This is a genomic window from Nocardiopsis deserti (assembly GCF_008638355.1).
Lineage (GTDB): Bacteria > Actinomycetota > Actinomycetes > Streptosporangiales > Streptosporangiaceae > Nocardiopsis > Nocardiopsis alborubida.
On sequence record NZ_VWVS01000016.1, the window covers coordinates 279,123 to 298,391 of the forward strand.

Consider the following 19,269-nt stretch of genomic DNA (forward strand, 5'->3'; position numbering starts at 1 on the left):
CTGTGGGTGTGTCGTACTCCGACGGCCGGCTCACCATGGATCTCGATCCGCTCGAACGCGGCCCGCAGGACGCCTGCGGTGTCTTCGGGGTCTGGGCGCCCGGCGAAGAAGTCAGCAAGCTCACCTACTTCGGCCTCTACGCTCTGCAACACCGCGGACAGGAGTCCGCGGGCATCGCGTTGAGCGACGGGGAACGGATCGTCGTCTACAAGGACATGGGACTCGTCTCCCAGGTCTTCAACGAGGCGACCCTGGACTCCCTGCGCGGTCACCTCGCGATCGGTCACTGCCGTTACTCCACCACCGGGTCGCCGGTGTGGGAGAACGCACAACCGACCTTCTACACGGCGCGCGAGGGGGGTCTGGCGCTCGGCCACAACGGCAACCTGATCAACACCCCGGAACTGGCGGCGATGCTGCCCGACACGCGCCGGGGGGCCACCACCGACACCGAGGTCCTCACCAACCTGCTGGCCGAGCGGGCCAGGAGCGGCAGCTCCGTGGAGGACGCCGCCCTCGAACTGCTCCCGCAGGTCAGGGGAGCCTTCTCGCTGGTGTTCATGGACGAGGACACCCTGTACGCGGCGCGCGACCCCCAGGGAATCCGCCCGTTCGTGCTGGGTCGCCTGGGAGAGACCTCCGGCGCGGGCGGCTGGGTCGTCGCCAGCGAGACCGCCGCCCTGGACATCGTGGGCGCCAAGGTCGTGCGCGAGATCGAGCCCGGTGAGCTCCTCACCATCGACGAGCGCGGGGTCCGCTCCCGGCGCTTCGCGCCCGCCCGGCCCAAGGGCTGCCTGTTCGAGTACGTCTACCTGGCCCGCCCCGACACCACCATCGCGGGCCGCAACGTCAACTCCACCCGCGTGGAGGTGGGCCGCCGCCTGGCCCGGGAGCACCCGGTGGACGCCGACCTGGTCATCCCGGTGCCCGAGTCCGGCACGCCCGCCGCAGTCGGCTACGCCGAGGCCAGCGGCATCCCCTTCGCCCAGGGCCTGGTGAAGAACTCCTACGTGGGGCGCACCTTCATCCAGCCGAGCCAGACCCTGCGCCAGCTGGGCATCCGGCTCAAGCTCAACCCGCTGCGCGACGTCATCGAGGGCCGCCGCCTGGTGGTCGTGGACGACTCCATCGTGCGCGGCAACACCCAGCGGGCCCTGGTGCGGATGCTGCGCGACGCGGGCGCCGCCGAGGTGCACGTGCGCATCTCCAGCCCGCCCGTGCTGTGGCCCTGCTACTACGGCATCGACTTCGCCACGCGCGCCGAGCTCATCGCGGCGAACATGTCCGTGGACGAGATCGCCGCCTCGGTCAACGCCGACTCCCTGGCCTACGTGGACCTCGACGAGCTCATCGCCGCGTCGGAGGTGCCCAAGGACAACCTGTGCCGGGCCTGTTTCGACGGCGTGTACCCGATCGAGGTGCGCGACGACGCCCGGGGCAAGTACCTGCTGGAGAAGTCCTGCGGCACGCCCGAGGGATCGACGCTGGCCACCAGCGACAAGTAACCCGCCGCCGGGTCCGCACGGGCCCGTGCGGCGGCTCCGCCGTGCCCTGGGAGGGGAGGCGGGGACCGCACCACCACAGCGACACAGCACGAGGAGAACTGGCGTGGCAGCCGAAAGCACGGGGACGTCGGGCGCGTACGCGGCCGCCGGGGTGGACATCGCCGCCGGCGAGCGCGCCGTCGACCTGATGAAGCGCCACGTGGCGCGCACCCGCAGGCCCGAGCAGGTGACCGATGCCAGCGGCTTCGCGGGCCTGTTCCGGCTCGACACGAACAAGTACAGGGACCCGGTCCTGGCGACCTCCACCGACGGTGTGGGCACCAAGGTGATGCTCGCCCAGCAGATGGACCGGCACGACACGATCGGCATCGACCTGGTGGCGATGGTCGTCGACGACCTCGTGGTCAGCGGGGCCGAGCCCCTGTTCATGACCGACTACGTCGCCTGCGGCGCGGTGGTGCCCGAGCGCATCGCGGAGATCGTCGGCGGCATCGCCGAGGGCTGCCACCAGGCGGGCTGCGCGCTGGTCGGCGGGGAGACCGCCGAGCACCCGGGCGCCATGGAACCGGACGAGTACGACCTGGCCGGTGCGGGCACCGGCGTGGTGGAGGGCGACGCGATCCTCGGCCAGGACCGGGTCCGCGAGGGCGACGCCGTCATCGCGATGGGCTCGTCGGGTCCGCACTCCAACGGCTACTCGCTCATCCGCAGCGTCGTGGACCGGGCGGACCTGGACCTGTTCGCGCACGTCCCGGAGCTGGGCGGGGTACTGGGCGAGGTGCTGCTCACCCCGACCCGGGTGTACGCCAAGGACTGCGTGGCGCTGACCGGGGCCGTGGAGGTGCACGCCTACGCGCACATCACCGGCGGCGGACTGGCGGCCAACCTGTCGCGCTCCCTGCCCGGCCACCTGGACGCGGAGCTGGACCGCTCCACCTGGGCGCCCGCCCCCGTGTTCGGCTACCTGGCCGACAAGGGAGGCGTGGGCCGGGAGGACATGGAGGCCACGTTCAACATGGGCGTGGGCATGGCGGCGATCGTCGCGGCGGAGGACGCCGAACGCGCCCTGCGGGTACTGTCCGACCGCGGCGTCCCGGCCTGGCGGCTGGGCACGGTGACGGCCGGTTCAGGACGGGCCGTCCTGACCGGGGAGTACCGCGGCGCGTGAGGAACGGACGCGAACATAGCCGGTGCGAACCACCACAGTGGTTCGCACCGGCTATATCCACCTGTCCGCTACGGCTCCCGGGTGCGGGAGCCGCGACCGCCACAGGTCAGCGGTTGTTGTCCGAGCGACCTGAAAGCCCCGGTCTGCCGGGTACCGGTCCTACCGGGAACCAGTCCTACCGGGAACTACTTGTCCGAGTCCGAGTACTTGTCGGCAAGATCCGCGTAACGGTCGACCAGGTCGTCGTGAGAATCCGCGTAGGAATCATCCGGACCCGACGGCCCGGAGGGAGACCCCTCGTCCTCAGCGACACCCAGCTCTGACCGCAGCCGCTCAAGGTCGGTCCCGCCGGAGCTGTACTTGAGCTTCCGGGCGACCTTCTGCTGCTTGGCCTTGGCTCGGCCGCGCCCCATTGGCTCGACCCCCTCAACGATTGGGTTCCGACGAACCCCAGATCACTTACAAACCCGCACTATCGGGCTGACGGCCGTCAAACGCGACTGACGACAGGCGCCAGCTTACGTACACATACAACCGTACCTGGTCGGCCCCCGTCGTGCCTACGCCACCCGGGTGTGACGGATGTGGTGAGCGCACGTAACGGCGGCCGCAGAGGCTACCCGTGGTGAGTGCCACAGGCAACGATATGTGCCACGATGCGTTCGTGCTGCCCTACACCGCCTATCTCCGCGTCTACCAGCCGATCGACTCCTTCTCTCCGTACGACCGCGGTTACTGGGAGGAGTACGCGGCCTCGCCCGACCGGCCCCGGCGGATCAACGCGCTGGCGGCGGAGCACGCCGAGAGCCTGGGCCGCCTGGTGGCCACACCCCCGGTGGTGGCGCCGACGGAGGAGAGCCGCAACGCCTACCTGCGGCGGGTGAACGAGCGGCTGTACGTCTGCCCCTGGCAGACCCGGCTGCGCTCGTGGCGGGCCTTCACCGAGTTCACGGGCACGATGCCGGTGGGGCTGAGCACGGCGTTCGTGCCCCTGACCGAGGCGGAGCGGGCCGAGGAGGGCTACCGCGCGTGGCGGGACTCGGGCGCGCTGGTGCGGCCGGGCATCCTGTCGAGCAACTGGACCGTGCCGATCCCGTGGTTCGTGCCCTTCGAGGCCCAGGAGCGGTGCCTGGTGCTGTCGGCGAACTCCACCCGGACCCTGCTGTACCTGACGCGGACCTCGCTGGCACTGAGGCGGCTGGAGCAGACGGCGGCGGTGCTGCGGGAGCACATCGGCGAGCACGCGGTGTCGGCCGCCACCGAGCAGCTGACGGACTGGCTGTCGCTGACCGCGCACCCCGACTCGCTGCTGGAGCTGGACTACGGCGGGCTGCCGCACCTCCTCAGCGACGACCACCTCGGCGAGGACCACTCGGTGGCGGAGGTGGCGGGGGCGATCGAGGCCCTGGCGACGGGGGACGGCCGACGCGTGGTGGAGCTGCGCGAGAGGCTCACCCGGCGCTGGAGGTCGGTACGCGCACTGGAGCACGCCAACTGAGGGTTACGGTGTCGCCAGGTTTTCGTGGGCACCCGCTGCCTTCTGTCGTTATCCGGGAGGGCGAACACGTGCGCGCCACGCCGGTTACCAACCTGGTACACCAGGTTTCTCTCCCTTCCTCCGCGATCTTTTCGCATGTGACAAGGGTGCGAGCCCGGACGTCGTCCGCGCACGACATCAAGAGTCGTGAAACTGGGCATAACGCCCGATAGGGATCGGCATAGACTGTAGCCAACCGATCACAGAGCGCACTGTCAGTAATCAGGAAACCCTTGCCACGCGGGGAATCCGCGCGGCCCGACCGCCAGCCGAAGCACGCGGCGCCCCTCCCCCGCCGGTCCGCCTCCTCCCCCGCACGCGAACCACGCACCGAGGGCCCGGGACTCCACCACGCTCCACGGAGCCGGGTTTCGGTCAGGCAGCCGTAGCACTTCGGGTACTCCGCATCGAGAAAAACGAGGCCGGAGAACGAAGTTTTGACCGAATACGCCACATGCCACTAAACGTGTCGCTAGAATCACTTAGCGTGACGCGGCCACGGGCGGCTTTCTTTGGCCTCCCACGTGCAAAGTTGCTTGGAGTGGTCGTACAATCACCTCGGGTGATGCCAATATAGACCTAGAGGGAATATTGGACATCCGGGCCAAGTGCCAGGATTAAGGCTCAAGGATCGGCACACAGATCCAGGAGGAGAGGCCGTACACATGTCAACTCGCACGCCCGAGGCGGAGCCCCTGTTGACCCCCGCCGAGGTTGCCACCATGTTCCGTGTGGACCCCAAGACCGTGACACGCTGGGCGAAGGCGGGCAAGCTGACCTCGATCCGCACCTTGGGCGGACACCGCCGCTACCGCGAGACCGAAGTCCGCGCCCTGCTGGCCGGAATCCCCAGCCAGCGTACGGAGTGATCTCCCCTGTCTGTGCCGGTTCCGGGGGGAACGGCCGGACGGGCTCCGGCCGCTGACAGCGGCTGACGAGGGTCGAGGGCGGGTCTTCCCACAGGAGGCCCGCCTTCCGCGTGTCCGGGCACTGGGGGGCGCCGAGCCCGGGAGTCCCCGCCGGACGGGACATCCGCGCGGGGACCGCGTCCGGGCACCCGGAGGCCCGGGCACGCGACGAAGCCGGGCGGCGGGCCCCGGAGGCACCGGCTAGAAGTCCTCGATCCGGTCGTCCATGGCGGTGGTGCGGTTGCGGGCCAGGAAGGTCGCGGCCGCGCCGCCGCCGACCGCCACCACCGCGGCGGTGATCAGCGCGGCGAGCGAACTGCCCGTGGTCGCCAGGCGGTTGTCGTCCCCGGCGGCCTCCTCCGGCCGCGGCGACTCCTCCTCCGGGTCGCCCTTGTCGCCCGGGGAGGGCGGGGTGGTGGCGGCGTAGGTGGATCCGAGCGCCCACGCGTCGGCGAAGTCCACCGCGAAGCCCCTCTCCTGGCCGACCTCGCCCACCTGCACCCACACGGTCATCCAGCTGCGGATCCCCCGTCCGTCCCAGTCCTCGTCCTGGTCCTGGAAGGTGGTCTCGTTGGCCTCGAAGCGGATGCGGACGGGCACCTCCAGGGCCACGTCGCCGTCCTCGTCGAACACCTCCAGGACCTCCTCCACGACGGTCCCGTCCGCGTTCTTGCCCAGCGGCCCGGCGGAGACGCCGAACGCGGTCAGGTCACCGTGCGCAAAGGTCGTCTCGGTCACGCCGTCGTACCCGGCGGTGGCCGTGGCGGTCACGTCCGCGAGGGTGAACTCCACGGCGTTGCCGTCGGCGGACACCGTCTCGGCGGAAGCCCCGTCGAGGAGGAGCACGTCCTCGGCCGCGCTCGGGGAGGGGCTGGAAGAGCTGGAGGGGCTGGGGGACGCGCCCTCCTGCGGTTCGCGCTGGGGTGCGTCGGAGGGTTCCTCGCTCGCCTGGGCAGCGCCCTGGTCGCCGGTGTCCGCGGTGGTGTCCCCGCCGCCCGCGGAGCCCTCGTCCGCGGCGTCCCCGTCGGCGGAGTCCCCGCCCGAGGGAGTCCTGTCGTCCGCTCCGGAATCCGTGCCTTCGCCCGTGCCGTCCTCGCCGTCGCCGCCGGTGCCGTCCGAGGAGGGCTGGTCCCGGAAGGGGGTGTCCTCCGAGGACGGTTCGGCCTCCGGGGAGGGGGACGGCGGCACGGAGGGCTCGGGCAGGTCCACCTCCGGCGGCACGTCGATCAGTCCGTGGGCGGCGAGGTCGGCGACCTCCATCCGGAAGGACGCGGTCCGCACGGTGGAGGCGGCTCGCGCGCTGTCGGCGTCGACCACGGTGTGGCTCTCGCCGTCGATCTCCAGGTAGGCGGCCATCGGCCCGAAGAGGTCCTCGGCCGCGGCGCTCCCCTCGGTCTCGCCGCCGAAGCCGGTGGCGGTGGAGTAACCGGTGACCACGTCGCCGTCGGCCACCCAGGCCTGCGCGTTGCCCCAGACGAGCTGGTCGGCGGAGGCGGGGAGCGCGGGCACGGCGCCGAACACTCCGAGAGCGACGAACAGGACGCCGCCGCGGACGAGGCGGCGCGCGGTCAGCTTGGCGGGAGACACCACAACACTCCTGTTGTATGCGGGGGATGTCCGACCCTGGGGTCGGCCCGTGCCCGCCGCGGACGGCGGACAGGGTAGCCCGGCCGGTCTGAGACGGCCGGTCGCGGTGTGCGGGGCGGATCGTGTCGGGGCCTTCCCGCCCCGGGAAGGTGACTCTGTGTCGGGCGGTGTGTGCGGGCGCCCTACCGCGAGCCTAACCTCTGGATCACAAAACGGAAACCGTCCACCGTGGGCCGGTCGGCCGGTACGCGGGCGCCGACCACCGGTCAACGGAGGCCGCCGCCGCGAAGTTCCGAGCACGACGCAAGGGCGCGGGAACCGGTCCGGGAGGAGTGAGGGCCGGACCGGGAGGGGGCGCAGCGACGCTGGAAGGGAACCGAGCGGTTCCGGGGCGGAGGACCGCCAGGCGGGGGAGCGTGCGCGCGGGAGAGGGGTCCGGACAACGGAACGGCCCCGGGGAACGTGTCCCCGGGGCCGGGTCGGCTCAGCCGACGCCAAGCGCGTGCTTAGCCCTCGCTGGTCTCCGCGGCGGAGTCAGCGGTGTTCTTCTTGCGGCGCGCGAAGTACGCGGCCAGGCCGCCACCGGCGGCGATCGCGGCACCGGCCGCGATCAGACCGGCGACCGGGCTGCCGGTCTGGGCCAGGGACTCGGCGTTCTCCAGCTTGTCCGGCTGCGGCTTCTTCTCGGTCTCGTCCTCCGGGTGGGTCGGCGCGGGCTTGTCGTCGCCGTCGTCACCGCCGTTGTCGCCACCGCCGTCGCCGATCTCGGCGGCACCGACGCTGGCGAGGCTCTCGGCCAGGTCAACGTAGTAGAACGGGGCCTCGGCGCCGTCGACGGTGAAGGTCACCGCGAAGCCGGTGTGGGCGTCGTTCCAGGTGACGCCGTTCTCCTCGTCGGCGTACTCCTCGACGTACTCGTACGACTCCAGGTCGATCACGACGGCGACCTGCTCGCCGCTGTCGAGGGTGACGACGTCCGGGTAGGAGATGTCGGCGACGTCGGCGCTGTGGGAGACCTCGCCGTCCCAGCTCTGGGTGGTCGTGGTGGTCACACCGGACAGGGTGGCGTCGAGGACGATCTCGTCCGAGCCGCTGACCAGCTCGGTGCTCTCCTCGTCCAGGACCAGGGTCTCGGGCTCGGAGGCGGTGGCGGGGTCGGTCTCGGGGGACGGGTCGGCCTCCGGCGTCTCCGGGGTGTCGGTCTCGCCGCCACCGGTGCCCTCGTCGCCGCCGGTCTCGCCGCCACCGGTGCCCTCGTCGCCGCCGGTCTCGCCACCGTCGGCACCCTCGCCGCCGGTGTTCTCGTCACCGCCGGTACCGCCGTCCTCGGGCTGGCCCTCCTCGGTTCCGGGCTCGGTCTCCTCGTCCTGGGGTGCCGGGGACTCCTCGGTTTCGGTCTCCTCCGCGGCCTCAGGCTCCTCGTCGAGGTTCTCCTCGACGATCTCCTCCACGTCGGAGACGGTGATCTGGAGGCGGGCGGTGTCCACGGTGGCCGTGGCGGTGACGCCTTCATCGCCGACCGTGGCGCTGCTGGTGCCGGAGAAGGTCAGCCAGTTGCCGACGGATCCGGAGTAGCTGTTGGTGGTCGTGCCGTCGTAACTGACGGCGACGCCCTCCCAGTTGCCGACGGAGGCGTAGGCCCAGCCGTAGTACTCGGTCTCGGCCGCGGCGGGAAGAGCCGTGGCGATGCTGAGCGCGCCGAGAGCAGCGAAAGCCGCTCCGCCCTGGAGAATGCGGCGCGCGGTAACACGAGTGTTCTTCAAGTCAATCCTCTTCGGATCGGCCGCAGTCCGCACTGGTCGGACTGGTCTGGATACGCGCGCCACCGGCTGACTGTGGGGAAGTCGCGGGAGCACAGGGCGCGAACCAGGATCGGATGGGGGATGGCGGGAGCACACAGAAAGCTCACTGCCAGCGGAAACAGGAGGGCGCGGCCGCGACCACCGGACGGAGGGGGCGCGGGAACCGGGCCGTGGAGTACTTCCGATTTCCTGACCCCGACCTTACATCGCCACAAAGCCGAAATTGCCCCGAAGCCCATCACGAAAAGATCACAGAGAAAGATGCGCTCACGCTGAGCGACATCCCAATTCCCCGTGGAAGTTTTTCTCGAAACCAGTAAACCGAACGCCGCATGCCGCGTCTTCCATAAGGAAGCGCGTCTCCCCGAAATGCCTTTCGCGCGCCCGCGGACGCGCGCCCCGCGTGACGGGCGGCGCACTCCCGGCCGGTCCCCCCGTAGGCCGCGGTCCCCCTCCCCGCGCTCCGGCTCCCACTCCCCCGCGCCCCTGCCGGACGCCCGGGGCGATGTCCGGGTCCCCGGAGCGGCTAGGTTGTGGGCATGCCCGTCTCCGCACCGTCAGGGCCCCGGAGCCGCGCCACCCGCGCCCTGTCACTCGCCTCCTTCCTCCTCCTCACCGCCGTCGCCTGCTCGGCGACGCCCGGGGCGCCCCCCGGCAGCGATCCCACCGCCGCTCTCCCCCTCCCCGGGCCGCAGGACGGCTCCGACGGCGATGACCGCGAGGCACCCGAGGAGGGGACGCAGGAGGGCCCGCCCGCGGGTCAGGGCCCCCTCGGCGACAGCGTCGTGGTCATCGACCCCGGCCACAACGGCGGCAACGCGTCCGCCCCCGACGAGATCAACGCGATGGTCCCCGCCGGGCCGAACGAGAAGGCCTGCGACACAGTCGGCGCCGAGACCGCGAGCGGCTACGCCGAGCACGAGTTCAACTGGCAACTGTCCGTGCTGGTCAAGGAGAGGCTGGAGGCCGACGGCGCCACGGTCGTCCTCACCCGCGAGGACAACGACGGCGTCGGGCCGTGCATCGACGAGCGCGCGGGCATCGGCAACGGGGAGGAGGCCGACGCGGCCGTGTCCCTGCACGCCGACGGCGGCCCCGAGACCGGTCGCGGGTTCCACGTGATCATGCCGGGCGAGGTCGAGGGCTTCACCGACGACATCACCGAGTCCTCCCAGCTGCTCGGTGAGGACATCCACCGCGCGTACCTGGAGGGAAGCGGCGTCCCCACCGCCGACTACCTCGCCGATGACGGCCTGGACGTGCGCACCGACCTGGGCGGGTTGAACATGTCCGACGTGCCCAAGGTGTTCCTGGAGGCGGGCAACATGCGCAACCCCGAGGACGCGGCGCTCATGGAGGACCCCGCGTGGCGGGAGCGGGCCGCCGACGCCATCGCCCAGGGGCTGGCCCTCTACCTCATGCGGGGATGAGGGGAGGGCGGCGCGGCCGACCGGCCGTCCCCACCGCCCGGCCGTACCCGGCCACAGCGCCCGCCGCTATGGCGGAGGCCACTCACCCATGGGCATAATGCGTCCATGACATCCCCTGCCCCGCGCCCCTTCCCCTTCCCCGGCTTCGACGTGGTCCTGCGCGGCTTCGACCGCCGCCAGGTGGACGACCTCGTCCACCGCGCCTCCTTCACTCTGGCCGCCCTCACCGGCGGCCCCGTCCTCACCGACGAGGACGGGCGGTCCGTCGACCTGCCCTCCGCACCCGCGCCCGACCCCATCACCTCCGCGGAACTGGCCGACGCCCCGGTGGACCTGGTCCTGCGCGGGTACGACCGCCACCAGGTGAAGGACGTCCTGTCCCGCCTCGTGGAGCTGCTGGCCGAGGCCGAATCACACACGACCCGGGGATAAACAGCCCTGCGAACCTCATCAACTGCACAATGGGGACCATGCCTCTGACACCGGCGGACATCCGCGAAAAGAAGTTCCACACGGTGCGTCTGCGCCCGGGGTACAACGAGGAGGACGTCGACGCGCTCCTCGACCGGATCGAGGCGACGCTCGTCGCCCTGGAGGGCGGCCCGCGCACGGGTGCGCTCATCACGGCCGAAGAGGTGCGCAACTCGCGGTTCCGCACCACGAGGCTCAGCCCGGGATACCGGGAGGACGAGGTCGACGACTTCCTCGACGTCGTGGTCGCCGACCTGGCCGGGCGCGGCCTCGGCCGCGCCCAGGACCAGTCGCCGCCGCTGCCGCCCCGCCCCGGTGCGGCGGGTGCCTCCGCGTGGCCGCGGCACCAGCGGCCCGGCGCGGACGGCCAGCAGCGCCCGTCCGAGCCGGGACCGCGGGAGGGCAGGCCCCGGCCGCCGCGGCGTTCCGGCATGACCCCGAGGGACGTCCGGGAGAAGCAGTTCGCCACCACCCGGCTGACCACCGGCTACAACGAGCAGGAGGTCGACGACTTCCTGGACCGGGCCGAGTTCACGCTGGACGTCCTCCAGCAGGGGCGGCCGGACCAGGCCACGCTCACCGCCGCCGAGGTGGAGCGGATCCAGTTCAGCACCACGCGCGCGCGGCCGGGGTACGACCCGGCGCAGGTGGACCACTTCCTGGACGTGCTCGCCGAGGAGCTGCGCGGGTACGAGCAGCCGCACTGACGGTGACTCCGGGTGAGGAGCGCGGGTGGGACGGGCGGACCGCGGGCCACGTGGGAGCCGGGCCGCGGTAACGGCCTCCGACACGGTCGAGCCTGGTGGGCGGGGCGTAGGGGCCGGCGGTCGCGGACACGCCGTAGCGCACACTCCCCATCCTCAGGAAAGCGGAAAGTAATATTTGGACACAGGTAGTAGTCATCCCCCGCTGTCCCGAAGACCGCGCCCCGAGGGGAGGCAGGATGTCCCACGCGATGCCGCCGGAGGGGCGCGCCACCGCATGTCCGGTGCGCGGTGCGCCCGACTGCTGCTCCGCCGTCGACGGGGGCACCAGAACCCGTCCCCGGGAGGGGCTGAGGGTGCTCGGCGCCGACGAGGAGGTCGTCCCGGCCTCCGCCCACCCGTGGGAGGCCCCGCTCCTGGCCGCGTGCGTGGGCGCGACCCTGCTGACGGCGGCGGGGCTGGTCCACGTGATGTGGTCGGTGTCGGGGTCGTGGCTGTGGGCGGCCGCCGCCCTGGCGGCGGTGCCCGCCGTGTGCTGGAAGGCGCGGGGGCTGCGGTACGCCCGGCGGCGGGCGGAGTCGGTGAAGATCTCGCCCACGCAGTTCCCCGAGGCCCACCGGATGGTGGTGGCGCTGGCCGCCGAGACGGGCCTGCCGCGGACGCCGGAGGCCTACGTCCGGGTGGGGCCGCGCCGCTGGGGGACGGACGCCGCCGGGCACGGGCTGCGCCGGTACCTGGTGCTGTCGGACGACCTGTTCGACCCGTGCGGCCGGGTCCGCGATCCCGAGGCGCTGGCCTTCCTGGTCGCTCACCAGATGGGGCACGTGGCCGCCGGACACACCGGTTTCTGGCGGCGGACGGCGACGCTGGGCGGGGAACTGGTCCCGGGCCTGGGGGCGGCGCTGTCGCGGGCCATGGAGTACACGGCCGACAACCACGCCTACGCGCACGTCCCCGAGGGCGCCCACTCGGTGCGCATCCTCGCCGGGGGCGGCAACCTGTACACGAGGGTCAACATGGGCGAGATGGCGGACCGCGCGCGCACCGACCGGGGCTGCTCGCTGCTGCTCTACCACCTGCTGACCCGACGGCCGGGCAACACCCGCCGCATGGCCGCGCTGCGCGACCGCACCCGGCGCGGCCGGATCTTCCTCTAGTGAACCGGCCCTCTGAACTGCGATGATCTTGTACTCATAGCGGGGTTCGACCGCCGAGACGCGCTATGAGTACAAGATCACGGCGGACGGGCCGGGCTCCGGATCAGTTCCAGTGGCGGCGCATGGTCCAGCGGTCGGAGGCGAGGTCGCGGGTGATGTCGATGATGCTCGGCTCCCCCGCGTCGGACTCGGCCGAGACGCGGAGCAGGTGGATCTGCGTGGCCGGGACACCGGGCCCGCCCGGGCGGGCGGGCCAGTCCCCGATGACCCTGCGCACGCGGTAGGCGCGACCGCGCCAGGTGAACTGGGCGGGGGTCCCGCCCTCGGTGGAACGGACGTCGATCTGCTCGTTCAGAAGACTCACACCGCCAGCTTATCGAACACCAGTTCGAACAAGTCAAGCGTTCCCGGCCCGTGTCGGGGGCCGCGCCCGGCCCCGACGGGTCAGTCCGCCCAGGACCGGTCGTACTCGGGGTGGGCCCGGTACACCCCGGCGAGGTACTTGACCGCCAGCCGCCAGGCCAGCAGCTCCGACCAGGGATCCCCGACGGCGCCCGGCCGGGCCTCGGGAAGGGGGCCCGTGGCACCGGGGGCCGCGGCCGGTTCGAGGCTGCGCATGCCCGTGCGGTGGGCGTCGGCGTACCCGCGGACGATCTTGCGCTTGGCCGCGACCTCCGCCAGCGCCCGGTCACGGCCGCGGGTTCCCGCGGGAACGGCCTCCGACGCACGCTCGTCCTCGTCCAGACGCGCGTTGAGGAACTCGACGATGGTCAACGGACCACTCCCCTCCTGTCCACCACTGCCCCAGGGCCCGGTGTCGGACCCGTACCCGCTCCGGACCGCTTCCGCGGCGTCCCGGAGCGGGGCGGGGCGCCTTCGTCCGGTTCCGGCCACGGCCCCCGCCCCGGCCGTTCGCCCCACGCGCCCCCGCACACGCCCGCGGGCGCACCACACCCCCGGGCCTCACGCCGGGTCGCAGCCCTCGAACTGGGGCACGCTCGTCACGAGCTGGAGGTCGGTCTCGCCGAACCAGGTCTCCAGCAGATCCGCGGCGGTGCCGTCCCGGTACATCTGGTTGATGGCCCTGTTGACCTCCTCGCAGGCGCGCACGTCGCCGTGGGGCAGGCCGACGCCGTACTTCTCATCGGTGAAGGGCTCGTTGACGAGCCGGAAGGTGCCGGGTTCCTCGGCCAGGAACCCGGCCAGGATCAGGTTGTCGGTGGAGACGGCGTCCACCTCGCCCTCGCGCAGGGCTTTGATGCAGGCGCTGTAGTTGGACGCCTCCCTCTGCTCGACGTCGATGCCCAGGCCCTCCCTGATGCGGGCGGCGGAGTTGGAGCCCTCCTCATGGCAGACGCTGCGGCCCTCCAGGTCGCGCACCCCCCGGACGTCGGTGTCCTCGTCGCGCACCAGCACGTCCTGCTTGGCCACGTAGTAGGGGCCGCCGAAGGTGACCTCGGTCTTGCGGGCGGGGGTGATGGAGTAGGTGGCCACGACCATGTCCACATCTTCGTTGATCAGCTCCCTCTCGCGGTCGGCGGAGGTGATTCCGGTCACCTCCACATCCTCGGCGGCGAAGCCGAGCCTGCCGGCGATGTAGAGGGCCACGTCCACGTCGAAGCCCGTGAGGTCGCCGTTGTCGTCCTCCGCCCCCAGCCTGGGCTGGTCGGTCTTGACTCCGACGGTCAGCGAGGCGGCGTCGAGGATCGACTCCTCCTCACCCAGCACCACGGAGCAGGCGGGCAGTCCGATCACCGCCGCGGCGGCCAGGGCGACCGCGGCGGCGGTGCGCTGGTGTCGAAACCTCATCGGTCTGTTCCTCGTCTCTCTGGGGGTGCGGATCGGGGGGCGGGACCGGGACGGTGGCGGAACTGGGGTGTGAGCGGCCCCGGGCTCAGCGGTACTCGGCCAACCGGGGGCGGATCCCGAGCGCGATCAGGACCAGCAGGAGGGCCGTCGCGGCGGGCAGCAGCCACTCCCAGGGGGCGAGCACCGCGCCACCGCGGTCGATTCCCCTGTGGAACTCCTCCTTGTGCTGGCCGAACAGCTCCGCCAGCGCGTCCTCGTAGGCCTGGAAGGCACCGTCCTCGGCGTCCGCGACGTCCACGCGGATGTCGACGGCCCCCGCGATGTCGCCGTCCTCGGCGGCCGAGCGCAGTGCCCGGTCCTCGGCCTGGAGTGCGTTGTAGGACTCCAGCACCTTGGCGAGCGCGTCCTCCTGGCCGGTCAGTTGCGCGACCCGTGCGTGTTGTCCGAGGTAGCCGAGCGTGCCCGGGTCCTCGTCCTCGGGCCCGGAGCCGTCCGGCTCCGGCGGATCCGGGTAGGCGGCGACCACGCCCTCGATCGCCGTGTAGTACTCCTCCAGGTTGTCGGCCGGGCGGTACAGCACCTGCTGCGCCCGTTCGAAGTAGACCTGTTGGTAGTTGTCGGCTTGGTATTTGTCGTCCATGTCCCATTCGAGCAGGTAGCGGCTCTGGTCCGCCTGCATGTCGGTGGAGATGGCCCCGGCCCGGGACAGCGCCATGGCCGCGTCCAGCCCCTCCTCCTTGGCCTCGCGCTGGTGCCCGCCGCTGACGGTCAGAACGAGGGCCACCCCGCCGGTGAGCAGGACGGCGGCCGCCATGGCGGCCAGCAGCGGCGCGCTGAACCGGCGTCGGAACCGCACGCGCAGGTACAGCTGGAGGCCGAGCAGCGCGGCGACGGCGACCGCGCCGGCCGCGCTCACCCAGAGCATGCCGAGCACGACGGAGGACCGCCCCTCCTCGTGGTTGGCGCGCACGTCCGCCGACGCTTCCAGTCCCAGGTTGAACGCCTTGGGCAGCAGTTCGGTGTGCATCAGCCACGTGGCCTCGCGGTAGGTCTCCAGAGCCGCCCCGTCCACCTGACCGGACGGGGCCCGCGCCTCGTCGTTGAGCACCTGCGCCCGGCTGGCGAGCTGCTCGTAGGCGCCCATCCCGTCCTGGACCGCCTTGACGTTGGACCCTTCCGCGCTGTCTTCGCCTTCGCCTTCGTCTTCGTCTTCCTCAGTCAGCGAGGCGGCCTGGAGCAGTGCCTCGTTGGCCCGCGCCCGGCTGGCCTCGTACTGCTCCCGGGCGTTCTCGCGGTCCGATCTCAGATCGTCGTCGGTGCCCATGAGCAGCATGTCGACCACGCGGGCGTCCATGTCCGCGAGCGCCAGGTACAGGTCGGTGGTCGCCAGTGCCTGGGGCCCGGCGTCGACCCCGAGCACATGCAGGTCCTCACGGGTCTGGCCGAGGGTGGCGGCCGCCGAGCCGAAGAGCCCGAGGACGGCCAGCACGCACACCGAGGACAGTAGCCACACCCGGGCCGGGGTGGTGCCCGCCCAGCGGCGGAGCCCGGAGGCCCGTTCACGCGCGCCGGACCCGCCCCGTCCCCGTCGGGGCGTGCGGGAGCCCTTCCGCGCGGGCCGGCCGCCCGGTACCGCCGGGAGCGCGCCGTGCGGGGCGTCCGGCGACCTGGCCCCGGTCCCGTGCGGGGCCCGGTCGGGGGTGGGGGAGGTCAACGGGGCTCACCTCTTCTGGAGGATGATGACGGTCCATGCGCCGACGTAGATCCGGTCGCTGTCATGCAGGGGAACCTCCACGTTGGGGGCGATGGGGTTGGCGGTCCCGTTGACCATGGTGCCGTTGGTCGAGCCCGGGTCGAGAAGGGCCCAGGTGCCGCCGGGCTTGGCGACGAGGATCGCGTGGATGTGGGAGATCGCCGGGTCGCCGCCGGGGCCGCCCAGGTCGATCTCGGGGGTGAAACCGCGCGTGGCGCTGCGCCGTCCGATGTGCACCCTGTCCCCGTTGAGCGGCACCCGGCGCTGCGCGCTGCCCTTGGGGAAGGAGATCTGGTCGGGGTCGAGCATGCCCTGGTGGACCATGTACTGGTAGTAGGCGGGGTCGGCGACGACGATCGCGCGCCAGCGCACGCCCGTGTTCACGCGCCGGTGGCCGTCGGAACGCGAGGCGAAGTCGTATCCGCACTCCTCGCAGAACCGGCCCGCGCGGGAGGTGCCGCACTCGGGGCAGGGGCCTCCCCGGGGCAGGGTCACCGGGCGCGGCGGCGCGGGGGGCCGCGCCGGGGCCACGGGCGGTGTGGGCGGTGTCGGATGGCGCTGCGACGGGGGCCTCGACCCGGGGGTGTGGGCCTGGAGGCGCAGCCCGCAGACGTCGCAGAAGTCGGTCGCGGTGGAGCGGTGCCCGGAAGGGCAACTCGGCATGGGTCCCTCCTACCCGGATACGGGGGCACCGCCGGTGTCCGGCCCGCTCTGTCGCGGCCGGGTCCGTACGGTCCGGGTCGAGTTGGTGTCCAGGGTCATCTCGTCGACCTTGCTGACACCGGGTTTGAGCCGGACGGTTCCGATGACGGGGTCGACCACGTCGACGACCCTGCCGAGGAGCCTCGCGGTCTCCTCGTTGCCCGACTCGTGGGCGAGTGCGACGGCGCGGCCGAGCCGCGCGGTGGCGGTGTCGTCGTCGCCGTCGCGACGGGCCGCGAGCCCGTCCTGGATGGCCTGGGCCAGTTCGGCCTGACCCGTGTAGTGGGCCACGCGGGGGTTGATCTCGGTGGCCCGGTCCTCGTCCGTGGTCCACTCCGCGAGGATGTTGCCCGAGGCGAGGACCTGGTCCTCGGCCCCCGCGGCCCCGGGGAGCACCATGCGTACCCACCCGGCGCGCAGCTGACGGCCGGGGGCGCCGGGCGGCACCCGGACGCACACGTGGTAGTCGCGGCTCTCGGTCCCCCAGGACCCCGTGGGGTAGTCGCCCGACTGGGGCACGCGTTCCACGCCGCGGCCGGTGAGGTCGCTGACGGTGGGGGCGACCTGCTTGACGTGGCGCACGACGGCGTTCTGGGGCGTCCACAGCCGCAGCACCACGTCGGCGACGGCCTTGCCCATGGAGGCCTGCGCCATCGCCCGGAAGTCGGCCACCATGTCGGCGGGGTCGGCGATGATGCCGGGGCCGCCGCCGAGCAGGGCGGAGTCGATCCGGCGCAGCTCCTCGACCTTCCAGTCGGTGCCCACACCCCGGCAGTCGCAGACGAAGGAGCCCGCGACGCGGTCGAGCGTCTGCCCGAAGACCGCGGCGGACTCGTTGTTCTGGCCGTCGGTGAGCAGGATGGCGTGCTTGATGCCGCCGTCGACGGTGGCGAACAGCTCGGCGGTCCGGGTGAGCCAGGAGCCCATGCTGGTGCCGCCGTCGGCGCGCAGCCCGCCGATCGCCTCCTCGGCCTCGGCGCGGGTGACGGCATCGGCCCGCACCATCCGCCCGCCGCCCTCGGGGTAGAGCACGGAGGCCCCGCTGTGCCCGGCGACCACCGCGAAGAGGACGCCCTCGCGCAGGGCGCCCACGGCGGCGCGGGCGGCCTGCTTGGCCGCGTTGATCTTCGCGCCGTACATCGAGCCGGAGGTGTCGACGATGATCACCTCGGCGGCGCGCACCGACGCCTCCACCACCACGGAGCTGGTGGAGGTGACGCTGACGATCGCGTGCACCTCGCGTCCGCCCATCGGCAGGAAGGCGTTCTGGTCGACCTCGACCCGAAAGCCCGGCTCGGCCGCGCGCTCAGTCGTGTCCGGCACGGGGACCCCCAGCGGGCACGGGAATGATCACGACGGTGATGTTGTCCTTGCCGCCCGCCTCCAGGGCGAGGTCGACGTAGGAGCGGGCGGCCTCGTGGGGTCTGGCCCCCGCTCCGGGGACGGCGTCGGTCAGGGCCTGCGCCTCGGGAAAGTAGTTCCACAGGCCGTCGCTGCACAGCACGACGGCACCGGGGCCGGTCGGGGTCACGGTGGAGATGTGGGCGTCGATCTCGCCGGAGTCGGCGCCCATCCACGCGACGAGGGCGTGGGCGTTGGACGAGCGCATCGCCTCCTCGCGGGAGAGCGCTCCCATCTGCACCATCGCCTCGCTCCAGGAGTCGTCCCTGGTCAGCAGGGCCGAAGCGCTGGAGGCAGGGCCTCCGGAGAGCCAGTAGGCGCGGCTGTCGCCGACCCAGCCGACGGTGACGGTGCCCGCGGCGGGGACGTACACCGCCGACACGAAGGTGCACGCGGGCGCGGAACTGGGTGAGTCGGCGATCCCGGCGACCGCCTCGGCGGCCCGGATCATCGCCGCGCCGGTGGCCTCGCGGGGGTCGGCACCCCGGCTGACGCGCTCGGCGAGGACGGCCACGCCGGTCTCCGCGGTGACGCGGGAGGCCTCGTCCGAGCGCGGCGAGCTGGACACCCCGTCGCAGACCACGGCGCAGACCACGCCGGGCGCGCGGGGGTTGTCGGCGTCGATCACGCGGATCGCCATGGCGTCCTCGTTGCGTTTGTGCCGCAGCCCCCGGTCGCTGACGCCGACGGCGGCGCGCGTGCGCACCTCGACGTGGTCGCGCCCGGTGGGCTGGAGGAGGCCGCACCGCTCGCAGTAGCCGTCGACGACCGCTCCGGGACACCACGCGCACAGGCCGGGGCTGGCGGGCCGCACCGGGTTGCTTCCGGTGGCGGGCGGCGCCCAGTCGGGGACGGCCTCCGGCTGGTCGGGCCGGGGCGCGGAGGGCGCGAACGAGGGCAGGCTGTCGCGCCGTATCGGCTGGGTGACCATGGAGTCGGCCGCGTGCGGGGCGGAGTCGGGCAGCGCCTCCGGAGGGGGCGCGTCCCGCCCGCCCGTGTCGACGGCCCGCAGACTCACCTGCGGAGCCGTCGGGGCACCGTCGTCGGGCACCAGGCCGGGACGCGCGTCGGCGTCGGGCGGCACGGCACCGGACGGGCCCGGGGTCCCCCCGGTCCGCGCGCCGCCACCGGCCCCGTCCCGGGCCCACCCGCCGGGCGGCACGGCACCAGCCAGGCTCGTCTGCGGGGCGGTGGGTATCCGGTCGGGGTGCCCGGCGGTCTCCGCGCCCTCGGGAAGGGGGCGCCCGCACCCCTCGCAGAAGGCGTCCTCCGTGGACACCCTGTCCGAGCAGGCGGGGCAGGTCCGCACCTTGGTCATGGCCGTTCCCTCGTTCC

General features: G+C 72.5%; 18 protein-coding genes. 8 read left to right on the plus strand and 10 right to left on the minus strand.

Translation table 11 applies throughout. The annotated features are described in order from the left end of the window. Positions 1-8: 8 nt before the first annotated feature. Both purF and purM read left to right on the plus strand, forming a co-directional pair. Positions 9-1,505, plus strand: a complete 1,497-nt coding sequence (purF, locus tag FYW99_RS22705; protein WP_017563785.1) for an amidophosphoribosyltransferase — start codon at positions 9-11, stop codon at positions 1,503-1,505. Between the two features lie 103 nt (positions 1,506-1,608). Next, complete coding sequence (purM, locus tag FYW99_RS22710; protein WP_150254043.1) at positions 1,609-2,673, plus strand: phosphoribosylformylglycinamidine cyclo-ligase; 1,065 nt, start codon at positions 1,609-1,611, stop codon at positions 2,671-2,673. A 185-nt stretch (positions 2,674-2,858) separates the two neighbouring features. On the opposite strand, the gene FYW99_RS22715 is transcribed toward purM, so the two are convergent. After that, the gene (locus tag FYW99_RS22715) at positions 2,859-3,086 is read right to left on the minus strand and encodes a DUF3073 domain-containing protein (RefSeq protein WP_013155385.1); all 228 of its coding nucleotides are present in this window, start codon (positions 3,084-3,086) and stop codon (positions 2,859-2,861) included. Positions 3,087-3,319: 233 nt separating this feature from the next. Between FYW99_RS22715 and FYW99_RS22720 the strand changes: the two genes are divergently transcribed. Together FYW99_RS22720 and bldC are read left to right on the plus strand one after the other, a co-directional pair. Further along, complete coding sequence (locus FYW99_RS22720; protein WP_150254083.1) at positions 3,320-4,171, plus strand: hypothetical protein; 852 nt, start codon at positions 3,320-3,322, stop codon at positions 4,169-4,171. A gap of 704 nt (positions 4,172-4,875) precedes the next feature. Continuing rightward, positions 4,876-5,079 carry a developmental transcriptional regulator BldC gene (gene bldC / locus FYW99_RS22725; RefSeq protein ID WP_013155387.1) on the plus strand — a complete coding sequence of 68 codons (204 nt, stop codon included), beginning with the start codon at positions 4,876-4,878 and terminating at the stop codon, positions 5,077-5,079. 240 nt (positions 5,080-5,319) lie between these two features. Here the strand turns inward: bldC and FYW99_RS22730 are convergent, their stop codons facing one another. Together FYW99_RS22730 and FYW99_RS22735 are read right to left on the minus strand one after the other, a co-directional pair. Continuing rightward, positions 5,320-6,705 (minus strand): hypothetical protein, encoded by a 1,386-nt coding sequence (locus FYW99_RS22730; protein ID WP_223839400.1) that lies wholly within the window; start codon positions 6,703-6,705, stop codon positions 5,320-5,322. Between the two features lie 506 nt (positions 6,706-7,211). Then, entirely contained in the window at positions 7,212-8,468 is a 1,257-nt protein-coding gene (locus FYW99_RS22735; protein WP_150254045.1) for an LPXTG cell wall anchor domain-containing protein, read from the minus strand. 578 nt (positions 8,469-9,046) lie between these two features. Here FYW99_RS22735 and FYW99_RS22740 point away from each other — a divergent pair. From FYW99_RS22740 to FYW99_RS22755, 4 genes are all read left to right on the plus strand, one after another. After that, positions 9,047-9,937 carry an N-acetylmuramoyl-L-alanine amidase gene (locus FYW99_RS22740; RefSeq protein ID WP_150254046.1) on the plus strand — a complete coding sequence of 297 codons (891 nt, stop codon included), beginning with the start codon at positions 9,047-9,049 and terminating at the stop codon, positions 9,935-9,937. 105 nt (positions 9,938-10,042) lie between these two features. Continuing rightward, positions 10,043-10,369, plus strand: coding sequence for a hypothetical protein (locus tag FYW99_RS22745; protein ID WP_150254047.1), 327 nt, complete (start codon positions 10,043-10,045; stop codon positions 10,367-10,369). A gap of 29 nt (positions 10,370-10,398) precedes the next feature. Further along, positions 10,399-11,115 (plus strand): DivIVA domain-containing protein, encoded by a 717-nt coding sequence (locus FYW99_RS22750; protein ID WP_150254048.1) that lies wholly within the window; start codon positions 10,399-10,401, stop codon positions 11,113-11,115. 236 nt (positions 11,116-11,351) lie between these two features. Beyond that, positions 11,352-12,269 carry a M48 family metallopeptidase gene (locus FYW99_RS22755; protein ID WP_190394761.1) on the plus strand — a complete coding sequence of 306 codons (918 nt, stop codon included), beginning with the start codon at positions 11,352-11,354 and terminating at the stop codon, positions 12,267-12,269. A 103-nt stretch (positions 12,270-12,372) separates the two neighbouring features. Here FYW99_RS22755 and FYW99_RS22760 read toward each other — a convergent pair whose 3' ends face one another. The 7 genes from FYW99_RS22760 to FYW99_RS22790 form a co-directional block, all read right to left on the minus strand. Then, positions 12,373-12,633 carry a DUF6504 family protein gene (locus tag FYW99_RS22760; protein ID WP_150254049.1) on the minus strand — a complete coding sequence of 87 codons (261 nt, stop codon included), beginning with the start codon at positions 12,631-12,633 and terminating at the stop codon, positions 12,373-12,375. An 80-nt stretch (positions 12,634-12,713) separates the two neighbouring features. Then, a complete protein-coding gene (locus FYW99_RS22765) occupies positions 12,714-13,043 on the minus strand; it encodes a DUF6221 family protein (protein WP_150254050.1) in 330 nt (109 codons plus the stop codon). Positions 13,044-13,232: 189 nt separating this feature from the next. Then, positions 13,233-14,078, minus strand: a complete 846-nt coding sequence (locus FYW99_RS22770; RefSeq protein ID WP_150254051.1) for a glutamate ABC transporter substrate-binding protein — start codon at positions 14,076-14,078, stop codon at positions 13,233-13,235. 85 nt (positions 14,079-14,163) lie between these two features. Next, entirely contained in the window at positions 14,164-15,792 is a 1,629-nt protein-coding gene (locus FYW99_RS22775) for a hypothetical protein (protein ID WP_150254052.1), read from the minus strand. A gap of 6 nt (positions 15,793-15,798) precedes the next feature. Then, complete coding sequence (locus tag FYW99_RS22780) at positions 15,799-16,494, minus strand: FHA domain-containing protein (RefSeq protein ID WP_150254053.1); 696 nt, start codon at positions 16,492-16,494, stop codon at positions 15,799-15,801. A 9-nt stretch (positions 16,495-16,503) separates the two neighbouring features. Continuing rightward, positions 16,504-17,856 (minus strand): vWA domain-containing protein, encoded by a 1,353-nt coding sequence (locus FYW99_RS22785; RefSeq protein ID WP_150254054.1) that lies wholly within the window; start codon positions 17,854-17,856, stop codon positions 16,504-16,506. Beyond that, positions 17,840-19,252: a PP2C family protein-serine/threonine phosphatase gene (locus FYW99_RS22790; RefSeq protein ID WP_150254055.1), complete on the minus strand. Its 1,413-nt coding sequence runs from the start codon at positions 19,250-19,252 to the stop codon at positions 17,840-17,842. The genes FYW99_RS22785 and FYW99_RS22790 overlap by 17 nt, the downstream gene beginning before the upstream one ends. Positions 19,253-19,269 lie beyond the last annotated feature (17 nt).

Coding starts and splice junctions, on each gene's coding strand:
- FYW99_RS22715 (WP_013155385.1), bottom strand. CDS start 3,086: ATGGGGCGCGGCCGAGCCAAGGCCAAGCAGCAGAAGGTCGCCCGGAAG.
- FYW99_RS22720 (WP_150254083.1), top strand. CDS start 3,320: ATGTGCCACGATGCGTTCGTGCTGCCCTACACCGCCTATCTCCGCGTC.
- bldC (WP_013155387.1), top strand. CDS start 4,876: ATGTCAACTCGCACGCCCGAGGCGGAGCCCCTGTTGACCCCCGCCGAG.
- FYW99_RS22740 (WP_150254046.1), top strand. CDS start 9,047: ATGCCCGTCTCCGCACCGTCAGGGCCCCGGAGCCGCGCCACCCGCGCC.
- FYW99_RS22745 (WP_150254047.1), top strand. CDS start 10,043: ATGACATCCCCTGCCCCGCGCCCCTTCCCCTTCCCCGGCTTCGACGTG.
- FYW99_RS22750 (WP_150254048.1), top strand. CDS start 10,399: ATGGGGACCATGCCTCTGACACCGGCGGACATCCGCGAAAAGAAGTTC.
- FYW99_RS22755 (WP_190394761.1), top strand. CDS start 11,352: ATGTCCCACGCGATGCCGCCGGAGGGGCGCGCCACCGCATGTCCGGTG.
- FYW99_RS22770 (WP_150254051.1), bottom strand. CDS start 14,078: ATGAGGTTTCGACACCAGCGCACCGCCGCCGCGGTCGCCCTGGCCGCC.
- FYW99_RS22780 (WP_150254053.1), bottom strand. CDS start 16,494: ATGCCGAGTTGCCCTTCCGGGCACCGCTCCACCGCGACCGACTTCTGC.
- FYW99_RS22790 (WP_150254055.1), bottom strand. CDS start 19,252: ATGACCAAGGTGCGGACCTGCCCCGCCTGCTCGGACAGGGTGTCCACG.